The 10,180-nt window shown below is 74.0% G+C and carries 11 protein-coding genes; 2 read left to right on the forward strand and 9 right to left on the reverse strand.

Going from position 1 to position 10,180, the window contains the following annotated elements; all coding sequences use genetic code 11:
- The 6 genes from VGR37_17840 to VGR37_17865 form a co-directional block, all read right to left on the reverse strand.
- Window positions 1–646: hypothetical protein (locus VGR37_17840; protein ID HEV2149269.1), on the reverse strand; the 646-nt coding region annotated here is incomplete at its 3' end.
- Window positions 643–2,031: a replication-associated recombination protein A gene (locus VGR37_17845; protein ID HEV2149270.1), complete on the reverse strand. Its 1,389-nt coding sequence runs from the start codon at window positions 2,029–2,031 to the stop codon at window positions 643–645. The genes VGR37_17840 and VGR37_17845, both read right to left, overlap by 4 nt.
- Before the next feature lie 169 nt (window positions 2,032–2,200).
- Window positions 2,201–2,929 carry a ZIP family metal transporter gene (locus tag VGR37_17850; protein ID HEV2149271.1) on the reverse strand — a complete coding sequence of 243 codons (729 nt, stop codon included), beginning with the start codon at window positions 2,927–2,929 and terminating at the stop codon, window positions 2,201–2,203.
- A gap of 70 nt (window positions 2,930–2,999) precedes the next feature.
- Complete coding sequence (locus tag VGR37_17855; GenBank protein ID HEV2149272.1) at window positions 3,000–3,389, reverse strand: holo-ACP synthase; 390 nt, start codon at window positions 3,387–3,389, stop codon at window positions 3,000–3,002.
- Between the two features lie 232 nt (window positions 3,390–3,621).
- A complete protein-coding gene (locus VGR37_17860) occupies window positions 3,622–4,680 on the reverse strand; it encodes a C40 family peptidase (protein HEV2149273.1) in 1,059 nt (352 codons plus the stop codon).
- Entirely contained in the window at window positions 4,677–5,852 is a 1,176-nt protein-coding gene (locus VGR37_17865) for an aminotransferase class V-fold PLP-dependent enzyme (GenBank protein HEV2149274.1), read from the reverse strand. Before VGR37_17865 ends, VGR37_17860 begins: the two co-directional genes overlap by 4 nt.
- A gap of 165 nt (window positions 5,853–6,017) precedes the next feature.
- Here VGR37_17865 and VGR37_17870 point away from each other — a divergent pair, with 165 nt between their 5' ends.
- Complete coding sequence (locus VGR37_17870; GenBank protein ID HEV2149275.1) at window positions 6,018–6,659, forward strand: regulatory protein RecX; 642 nt, start codon at window positions 6,018–6,020, stop codon at window positions 6,657–6,659.
- Window positions 6,660–6,765: 106 nt separating this feature from the next.
- On the forward strand, window positions 6,766–8,079 hold the full coding sequence (locus tag VGR37_17875; GenBank protein HEV2149276.1) for a Glu/Leu/Phe/Val dehydrogenase dimerization domain-containing protein: 1,314 nt from the start codon (window positions 6,766–6,768) through the stop codon (window positions 8,077–8,079).
- 128 nt (window positions 8,080–8,207) lie between these two features.
- Here the strand turns inward: VGR37_17875 and VGR37_17880 are convergent, their stop codons facing one another.
- The 3 genes from VGR37_17880 to VGR37_17890 all read right to left on the reverse strand — a co-directional run.
- Window positions 8,208–8,606 carry a hypothetical protein gene (locus tag VGR37_17880; protein ID HEV2149277.1) on the reverse strand — a complete coding sequence of 133 codons (399 nt, stop codon included), beginning with the start codon at window positions 8,604–8,606 and terminating at the stop codon, window positions 8,208–8,210.
- 106 nt (window positions 8,607–8,712) lie between these two features.
- On the reverse strand, window positions 8,713–8,955 hold the full coding sequence (locus VGR37_17885) for a hypothetical protein (GenBank protein HEV2149278.1): 243 nt from the start codon (window positions 8,953–8,955) through the stop codon (window positions 8,713–8,715).
- Window positions 8,956–9,176: 221 nt separating this feature from the next.
- On the reverse strand, window positions 9,177–10,180 hold a 1,004-nt coding region (locus tag VGR37_17890; GenBank protein ID HEV2149279.1), incomplete at its 5' end, for an amidase family protein.

Raw genomic sequence — 10,180 nt, forward strand, 5'->3', positions numbered from 1 at the left:
CAGCCGCGACGGCGAGAAGGCGGAGCGGCGCGACCCCCGGGGCGTGGCCCACGTACCCCGCCGCCGCGGCGCCCAGCAGGAGCGGGTAGAGTGGCGCGTACACCAGCGGCGCCACGCGGACGAGGCCGGGGTCGGGCCCCATCCGCTCCGCCCAGAACCCCGGCTTCCCCCGTTTCGAGACGGCGAGCGCCGCGCGGGACAGGAAGAAGAGCCCCGCCCCCCACGAAGCCGCCGCCGCCGCCGCGCCGACGGCGAGCGGGCGCGCGAGGTCCTGCCCCACGGCGGCGAAGGGGAGGAGGAGGAGCAGCATGATGCCGAGGGAGAGCACGAGCAGGCGGAGGGCGCGGTGTGCGTACAGGGCCTGTGCGGGGATGCCGAGACGGCGGAGGAACCCCTCGTCCGCGGGCCGAAGGAGGACGGAGTGCGCGACGAAGCCGACCGCGCCGCCGATCCAGAGCCCCAGGAGCACCGAACGGTCCGCGTCGTCCACGCGCGGCTGCAGCCGCGGCCCGGCCACGAACAGCCCGGCGGCGAGCACAACCAGGGGGAGGACCACCCCGGCCAGCGTCCCCGCGCGCGGACGGCGCAGCTCGCTGCGGAGCCTGCGCCCGTCCAGCCGCAGGAGGAGACCGGCGCCTCCGCTCAAGCCGGCGGCTCCGCGGAAGCGTCCCCGCGTCCGCCTTCCCGCTGCCGCATCCGCTCCGCGAGCTTGCGCTCGAAGCCGCGGTCCGAGGGCTCGTAGAAGCGCTCGCCCGCGATCACGTCCGGGAGGCACTGCAGGTCCACCACGGCGCCCTCGTAGTCGTGGGCGTACCGGTAGTCCTTCCCGTACCCCCACTCCTTCATCAGCCCCGTGGTGGCGTTGCGGAGGTGCAGGGGGACGGGCGCGTCGGGGTGCTGCGCCGCGGCGTCGGTGGCGGCGTGGAGCGCCAGGTAGGCGCGGTTGGACTTGGGCGCCGTGGCCAGGTAGAGGATGGCGTTCGCCAGTGGGAGGTACCCCTCCGGCGCGCCCAGCCGCTCGAACGCCTGCATCGCCTGGACGGTGACGATCCCGGCCTGCGGGTCCGCGAGCCCCACGTCCTCGTACGCCATGGCGATCATCCGGCGGAAGAGCGTCTTGGGGTCCTCGCCGCCCCGGATCATCCGCATGGCCCAGTAGAGGGCCCCCTCGGCGGAGGAGGAGCGGAGCGACTTGTGGAAGGCGGAGAGCATCTCGTACGACAGGGTGGCGTCGTACCGGTCGGTGCGCTGCTGCAGCCCTTCGCGCACCCGCTCCTCGGTGAGCGTCGCGCCGGGACCGGCCAGGCGGGCCGCGATCTCCAGCGCGGTGAGCGCCTGCCGCGCGTCGCCGCCCGTGGCGCGCACCAGCGCCTCCTCCGCCTCCGCGTCCAGCCGGACGCCCAGCTCGCCCAGCCCGCGCTCCTCGTCCGCCAGCGCGCGGTGCAGCACGGCGCGCACGTCCTCCGGCCGGAGCGGCTCCAGCACCAGCACCCGCGAGCGCGAGAGCACCGCCGGGTTTATCTCGAACCCCGGGTGCTCCGTGGTGGCCCCGATCAGCGTGAGGAGCCCCGACTCGATGAAGGGGAGCAGGAAGTCCTGCTGCCCCTTGTTGAGCCGATGGATCTCGTCCACGAAGAGGAGCGTCCCCCGCCCGCCGCGGCGGCGCTGCTCCGCCTCCTTGACGATCTCCCGCAGGCGGGGGACGCCCTCGCTCACGGCGCTGAAAGGGACGAACGAGGCGTCCACCTCCTCCGCGATGACCCGCGCGAGGGTGGTCTTCCCGCTCCCCGGCGGCCCGTGCAGAATGAGGTTGGGGAGGTGCCCCGCCCGCAGCAGCCGGCGCAGCGTCCCCTCCGGCCCGGCGAGGTGCTCCTGCCCCACCACCTCGTCCAGCGTGCGGGGACGCATCCGCTCCGCCAGCGGCGCGGCCGAGCGCGGCCGGTCGGAGTCTTCACCCGCCTTCGGCCGCGCGGGCGCGGCGGGACGCGCCGCTGGCTCCTCGCCGAAGAGCGGCAGGGTGTCTTCGCTCATACAGGAGCCCCCCGCGTGAGGGATGCGAGCCCGAAGGGGCGAGACCGGCGTAGTTTGCCGGGCTCGCCGCCGTTGGACGAGGTCGTATCTCGTCCTACGGCGCCGCAGCCCGACCCCGGCGCCAGCCGGGGGCACGCCCACTCCCGCCGTTCCAAGCAGTTCGCCCTCGTCATTCGACCACCCCGCTCACGAGAGACCGCGCCAGGAAGTACACCGCGAACCCCGCGAACACGGACAGCGCCGACGTCCAGCTCCGCTCCTTCTGCACCTCGGGGATCAGGTTGGACGCGGCGACGTAGAGCGTCACCCCCGCGCTCAGCGCCAGCCCGTGGTCGCGGAGCGGCTCCAGGTGCTCCGCCGCCAGCACCCCCGCCACCGTCGAGACGCCCAGGAGCAGCACGCCGCCGAGCGCCCGCCGCCGGCTGTTGCCGCTGGCGAGCATGATGGAGGCCACGGTGACCCCCTCCGGGACCTTGTGCAGGAGGATGGCGGTGAAGACCAGGATCCCGAGCGCCGCGCTCACCCCGAAGCCGCTGGCGATGGCGACGCCATCGAAGAAGGTGTGCAGCAGGAGCCCCAGGAGCGCGGCGACGCCCACCCAGCGCCCCATCATCTCCTCGGCGTGGGTCTCCTCGCCGAAGTGGAAGTGGGGCGTGACGACGTGCTGGGTGAGGTGCACCAGGAGGTATCCCCCCGTGATCCCCAGCGCGGCGCCCGGCCCGCCCTCCAGCGCGTGCGGGATCATCCCCAGGAAGGTGACGGCCAGCATGAACCCCGCCCCGAAGGCGATGAGCAGCCGCTGCGCGCCCCTGCCCTGCGGCGAGGCCATGGTGACCAGCAGCCCGCCGACCAGGTTCGCCACGGCGGCGGCGAGTGCGTACAGGAGGGCTGCGTTCACCGGCTCCGGGGCGGCTGCGGGGCGACGGGGTCGCGGGAGCCGGGGATAGTGGAGCCGCACGGACGGGCTGTCAACGTCCCGCCCCGCCTTCCAGCACCACGTACGCGGAGGCCAGCTCGTCGGTGTGGGTCAGGGCGAGGTGCACGCGCCGCACCCCGGCCGCTTCGGCGAGCGCGGCGACGCTCCCGTGCAGGCGGAGGGAGGGTGCGCCGGACGGGGCGGAGACCACCTCCACCTCGGTCCACGCCCCGCCGCGCCCCCACCCGGTGCCGAGCGCCTTGAAGAACGCCTCCTTGGCGGCGAAGCGCGCGGCGAACGACTCGCGCGGGCTGCGGCCGCCGCGGCAGCGCGCCACCTCGGCGGGGGTGAAGAGCCTGCGGAGCGCGCGGTCGCCCTTGCGCTCCAGCAGCGCCCAGACGCGCGCGACCTGGACGAGGTCGGTGCCGATGCCTACGATCATGCCGGGGTCCCCCGGGCGCGGTCCGCACCCGCCCCGGCACACTCCTCGCAAGGGGCCGGACCGCGGGGGAGGTCGGTTCCAGCAACGGCGACGGAGGGAGCGAGGTGCGAGTCCGAACCAGGGAGAAGCTTCAGCTCATCGGCGTGGTCGTGGCCGGGGCCATCAGCGGGGTCACGCTCGGGTGGATCCTGGTGCACCTCCTCATCCTCCGCTGAGTCGCCGGGCGCGCCGCTCACCCCTCCCCGCCGATCACCCGCCGGGCGCACAGGAAGATCCGCCGCAGCTCCCGCTCGTAGCTCAGCGCCCCGGCCAGGTCGTTGCGCGCCACCCCGCCGTTGCCCAGCGAGGCGTGCACGATCCGGGAGCCCCCGGCCGCGAGGACCACGTGGGTGCAGCGCCCCGGCTCCTCGGCGAAGAAGAGCAGGTCGCCGGGGAAGAAGGCGTCGAACCCGCGGGGGTCCACCTCCTCCCCCACCCGCGACTGCAGGTCGGAGTCGCGCGGGAGCTCCAGCCCGTGCAGCCGGTAGAGCGCCTGCACCAGCCCGGAGCAGTCCACCCCCGCCTGCGTCACGCCGCCCCAGAGGTAGGGCGACCCCATCCAGCGCGAGGCCGTCTCCACCACCGCCTCGCCGCGGAGCGGGAAGCGCCGCGGCCGGAGCGCGGCGGAGACCATCTCCCCGGAGGGCCGGCCGCGCCGTCCGTCGGGGAGGCGCACGACGTCCTCCGCCTCCCGCACCACGCGCGCCCCCCAGGGGAGCCGCACCACCACCTCGCCCGCCTCGTCGCGCAGCTCGGCGCCCAGGGAGAGGAACGCCTCGCCCTCGGTTCCCATCGCCCAGGCGGCGGCGTCGGCCTCGGCGAGGAGGGCGACGTAGCCGGAGTGGATCCACCCGATGTACCCGTCGCCGGTGCGGCACTGCAGCCAGCGCCCGGAGCGCCGCAGCACGGTGGCGTGCTGCCCGAGCACGGACTGGGAGACCTGGGTGGTGTTGATGGCGGGGGCGGCGTGCATCGGCGCCGTGGCGGCGGTGACCACGGCGTGCACCACCCCCGCGCCGTCCACCTCCGGGAGCCGCACCACCTCATCGCGCACCGTTCTCCACCCGCCCAGCGCGGCCAAGCCGCGGTGCAGCGCCTCGGCCGCGTCGGCCTCGGAGGTGGCGCCCAGGAGCACCAGCGAGTCGCCGTCCACCTCCGCCTCCACCTCGAAGACCGCCAGGCGCGGGTCCGGCGCGTACTCCTCGCGGACGTCGCGCAGCAGGTCGAAGATGCGCTGCCGCTGCGGGCTCACCGCGCCACCTCGCGCTCCAGGACCCGGATCACCCGCGCCACGTCGGCGGCTTCGTTGTACAGGTGCGGCGCCAGGCGGACGGCGCCCTCGCGCAGCACGCAGACCACCCCCGCGGCGGTGAGCGCGGCGAACACCTCCTCCGCGGCCGGCGGGCGGAAACAGAAGATCCCACTGCGGCGCCCCGGGGCGAGGTCGCTGACGACCTCCACCTCCGGGTGCGCGTGCAGCCAGTCGACGAGCGGATCCAGCAGCCCCCGGACGTGCTCCTCGATCCGGTCCGGCCCCACCTCCAGGAGCAGCTCCATGGAGGCGGCCGTCCCCGCGAAGTCCTGGACCGGCGGGGTTCCCACCTCGAACCTGCGGGCGCCCTCCATGAACTCCCAGCGGTAGTCCAGGAGCGCGGCGAAGTCGGCGGAGGCGCGGAGCGAGGCCCACCCGACCACGTGCGGCTCCATGCGCTCGTGCAGCTCGCGGCGCACGTAGGCGAAGCCGGTGCCGAACGGGCCGCAGAGCCACTTGTGCGCGCCGGTGGCGAGGACGTCCACCTCCGCCTCGCGCACGTCCACGGGGAGCTGTCCGAGCGCCTGGATGGCGTCCACCACGAAGAAGATCCCCCGCTCCCGGCAGAAGCGGCCCAGCCGGGGGAGGTCGGCGCGCCAGCCGGTGGCGAACTGCACGGCGGAGAGGGCGAAGACGGAGACGTCGCCGCGGTCCAGCCGCTCCAGGATCCGGTCCTCGTCCGGGCGCCCCCGCGCGTCGGCGGGGACGATCTCCAGGCGCGCCGGGCAGGCCGGGCCCATCCAGGGGTACACGTTGGCGGGGAACTCCCGGTCGCTGACCACCACCGTGGAGCCCTCCGGGACGGGGAGACAGTGCGCGGCCAGGTTGATGCCGAAGGAGGTGTTCGGTCCCAGCGCGATCTCGTCCACGTCCGCGCCGACGAGCCGCGCGGCGGCCTCGCGGGCGCGCTGCGTGGGCCCGGTGAAGTCCTCGTCCGTCCACTCCGCGATGCGGGCGCGCTTCCGGTTCATGGCGTCCAGCGCCCGTCGGGTCCGCTCCGGGGTCGGCGCCACGGAGGCGGCGTTCAGGTACGCAGTGCCGGCGAGCGAGGGGAACTCCCGGGCGCGGACCTCGGCGAGGCCGGCCGGGGCGAGCAGGGCGGAACGCTCCATCGAGGCTCGGTTTCGAACGTTTTGGAAGAGGGCGGGGAGCGCGTAGGATAACGCGCCCTCCCGCACCCGACAAGCCTCGCCGCACCCTCGCCGAGGGGCACGCACGGGGCGGTTTCGGGGTATTCAGGCAGCCGCTCTCCCCCGCATTCGACGTGCCCGGAGCCCATGCAGATCACCGCCATCGAGCCGCAGAAGAACCACCCCGACCGCGTGAACGTGCACGTGGACGGCGCATTCCGCCTCGCCCTGGGCGCGGAGATCGCCTGGGGCGCCCACCTGCACGTGGGCGACACGGTGACAGAGGCGCAGCTCGCGGAGCTGGAGCGCCGGGACCGGCTCTGGAAGGCGCGCGAGGCGGCGCTGAACCTCCTTTCCTTCCGCCCCCGCAGCGGCCAGGAGCTGCGCCGCCGTCTCCGGGAGAAGGAGTTTCCGGAGGAGGTGGTGGAGGAGTGCCTCGCCGGGCTGGAGGGGACGGGACTGGTGGACGACTCGGCCTTCGCCGCGACCTTCGTCCGCGACCGGGTGCGCTTCAAGCCGCGCGGCCGCCGCCGCCTCGCGCAGGAGCTGCGCATGAAGGGGGTGGATATGGACACCGCGCACGAGGCGATCAGCGAGGTGTTCGAGGACGCGGAGGTGTCGGAGACGGAGCTGGCGCGCGAGGCCGCGGCGAAGTGGTCGCCCCGGGCGGGCGAGGACCGCAACAGGGCGCGCCAGCGGTTCTACGCCTTCCTCGCGCGCCGCGGCTTCGGCGGGGACGCCATCCGGGAGGTCATGGACGAGACCTTCGGGGGCGGCGGCGAGGAGTAGCGGCGTCCGGGGCTCGCGCTTCGCCGGCGCAGCGGACGCCCTGGTATGCATCTTCCTGCGGCGGAGGACGCAGGCCGCGACCTTCGCCACCGGAACGGGAGCCCCCATGAACCCCCGACACGTCGAGAAGCAGGACCTGGAGAGCGCCGAGCGTCCGGCCGCCGCCGCCGCCCCCGCGGCGCCGGAGCACCTCACCCCCTTCGAGGCCGTCAACCACGAGTTCGACCGCGCCGCGCGCCTCCTCGACGTCCCCGACTACGTGCAGGTGGCGCTCAAGACCCCGTACCGCGAGGTGATGGTGGAGCTGCCGCTTCGCTGCGCCGACGGGGAGTTCCGCACCTTCCACGGGTACCGGGTGCAGCACAACAACGCCCGAGGCCCCATGAAGGGCGGGCTCCGCTACCACCCCGAGGTGGACCTGGACGAGGTGCGCGCCCTGGCGTCGCTGATGACCTGGAAGACCGCCGTGGTGGACATCCCGTACGGCGGGGCCAAGGGAGGGATCGACTGCGACCCCCGCACCCTCCAGCAGGACGAGGTGGAGCGGATCACCCGCACCTTCATCGAGCGCATCCACGCCTTCATCGGGCCCAACGAGGACGTCCCCGCCCCGGACGTGAACACCGACCCGCAGGTGATGGCCTGGATCGTGGACGAGTACTCCAAGTTCAACGGCTTCACCCCGGCGGTGGTGACCGGGAAGCCGGTGCAGCTCGGGGGCTCCGAGGGGCGGATCTCCGCCACCGGGCGAGGGGTGGCCATCGTGGCGGAGCGCGCGGCCGCCGACCTGGGGATGGAGCTGCGCGAGGCCACGGTGGCGGTGCAGGGATACGGCAACGTCGGCTCCTGGAGCGCGCACTTCCTGCACCGGTTGGGGGCGAGGGTAGTGGCGGTGAGCGACGTGGAAGGGGGCGTCTTCAGCGGCGACGGGATCGACCCGACCCGCGCCACCGAAGCGGTGGCGTCCGACGGCTCGGTGACGGCACTGGGAGGGGTGGAGCGGATCTCCAACGAGGAGCTGCTGGAGCTCGACGTGGACGTCCTGGTCCCGGCGGCGCTGGGCGGCGTGATCCACGGCCGCAACGCCGGGAGCGTGCGGGCACGCATGGTGGTGGAGGGAGCGAACGCCCCGGTGACCCCCGCTGCAGACGAGATCCTCGCCGGGGCGGGGGTCACCGTCCTCCCCGACATCCTGGCCAACGCGGGCGGGGTTACGGTCTCCTACTTCGAATGGGTGCAGAACCTACAGCAGTTCCGCTGGACGGCGGCGCGCGTGGACGAGGAGCTGGTGCGGATCCTGGGGGCCGCCTACGAGGCGGTGCGGGCACTCTCCGCCGAGTTCGGAGTGCCGCTGCGCCAGGCGGCGTTCATGCTGGCGATCCGCCGCGTGGCGGAGGCGATGCGGCTGCGGGGGATCTAGTGGATCACTACGCTGGAGGTGCGCGCCGCCTCGTCGCCTGCCGTCGAGGGGTACGACCTGAGAGCCGCGTGGAGCGGTTCTCCTTCCGGTCTGGAGTGTTCCATCGGGCGGCTCCCCCCCTCCTGCGCTTACCCCAGGAACCGGACCGTCGCAGCCCAGAGCACGAACACTCCAGCGGCGATGGATGCAGCGCCCATCAGCGGCAGGTACCGCTCTACGGCAGGCACGGTCGTCTGTGCTACCCGCTGATGCCAGCGCCAGGGGACCACCGCAAGGCCGAGCGTCGTGATGACGAGGATGCCGCCGAACGTGTGGAACACGCCGCCGAACTGCATCCGCGACGCGTAGCCGACGAACGCGGCACCGACGACAAAGCGGACGAGTAGCTCGAGCACATGCATGGGAAGGGTGCTCGCGAAGCGCCGCAGATAGCTGAATGCCCGGGCAGGACCGGCGACGGCAACTACGCCGAAGCCCAGCAAGTAGGCGGCAGAAAGCACCACGACTGCACCGGCGAGCAGCGTCACCGTCTCCACAGGTCGCTCCACGAGGAAGGTTGCTCAACCAGGCCGCCTGACGCTTTGCATGCGTGGCACGGGGCGACACCAGAGCAGGAGAACCGCTCCACCGTGCTCACCGCCGGAGCGTCCCGTGGCCTCCCACCGTGGGCTTCCCCGCCCTGGATCCGACCCCATGCCTCACCGTGAGCACGGTGGCAACCAGGCTCGCACCCGAGCCGAAGCCGCCGAAGAACAGCCCCACCACGTCGACCAGCCGCGCCGGGTGGCCGAGCAGCGAAAGGGCCGAGGCCAGGGAGGCCAGCAGGAACGCCGCCGTGGCCACGACGGAGAGGAGCAGGACCGCTCGTGGATGCATCAAGGTCTCCCTCGAGTAGCCGAGCACCCCTGGCGCCCGGGCAGGAAGCGGAGCCACCGAGGCCGGCCTCGCGGTCCCGAACCGCACTTCTACGACTCGGTTTTCACCCCAGGACGCGTGGAGCCAGCGCGCCTCTACCTCAATCTAGCATGATCACCGTGGCGCACCACCAGGCCGCCGTCGCGGACGGCGGCGGGATCAGCTGTCGAAGTAGACGGAGATCAGCGCGAGGGTGCCCGCCGCTCCCGCCACGGCCGCGCCTCCTCCAGCTGCGCCGCGAGCCGGAACAGCGTCGACTCTTCGCCGAAGGGCGCAACGAAGTGCGTGCCGACCGGGAGCCCCTCCGGCGTCCAGTGCAGCGGGACCGACATGGCCGGCTGGCCCGTGAGGTTCGCGAGCTGGGTGAACGGGGTGCGGCTCAGGCTCTCGGTGGCGAGGCGGTCCACCAGGCGCATGAAGGGCACGAGGCGGCCAAGGCGCAGCCCGCTGACGAGCCGCATCTGCAGCCGCTCCAGCCGGCGCGGCGCCAGCTCGCCGATGCGGACCGGCGGCTCCGCGACGGTGGGGGTGAGGAACAGGTCGTAGCGCTCGTGGAAGGCCGCCATCGCCCGGGCGAACTCGTTCCAGCGCTGCCGGGACCGGACGTAGTCCCCGGCGGGGAGGTTCCGCCCGACGGCCGCGAGCGCGCGGGTGGACAGCTCCGCGCGGCGGCCGGCCCCCGGCGACTCGGCCTCGATACGGTCCAGCGTCGCCGCCACCTGCCCGAAGTACAGCACGAAGTAGCAGCGCGCCACGGCGTGCCCGTCGACGTCGGGCTCCGCCTCCTCCACGATGTGGCCCAGCTCCTCCAGCAGCGCGGCCGTGCGGCGCACCGCCTCCGCGCACTCCGGGTGCACCGGCGTCCCCAGCGGAGAGCGCGCGGAGAAGCCCACGCGCAGCCGCCCCGGCGCGCGCCCCACCTCCTCCTTGTACGGCCGCTCCGGCGGGACGATGGTGTACGGCGCCCCCGGGTCCGGGCCGGCGATGGCGTCGAGCAGGACCGCGCTGTCGCGCACGGTGCGGGTGAGCGAGTGGTCCAGGGAGGCCCCCTCCCATACCTCGCCGTGATGCGGTCCCGCCGGCACCCGCCCGCGGGTGGGCTTCAGCCCGAAGAGCCCGCAGTGCGACGCCGGGATGCGGATGGAGCCGCCCCCGTCGTTCGCCCCGGCGGCCGGCACCACCCCGG

This window comes from Longimicrobiaceae bacterium (assembly GCA_035936415.1).
GTDB lineage: Bacteria > Gemmatimonadota > Gemmatimonadetes > Longimicrobiales > Longimicrobiaceae > JAFAYN01.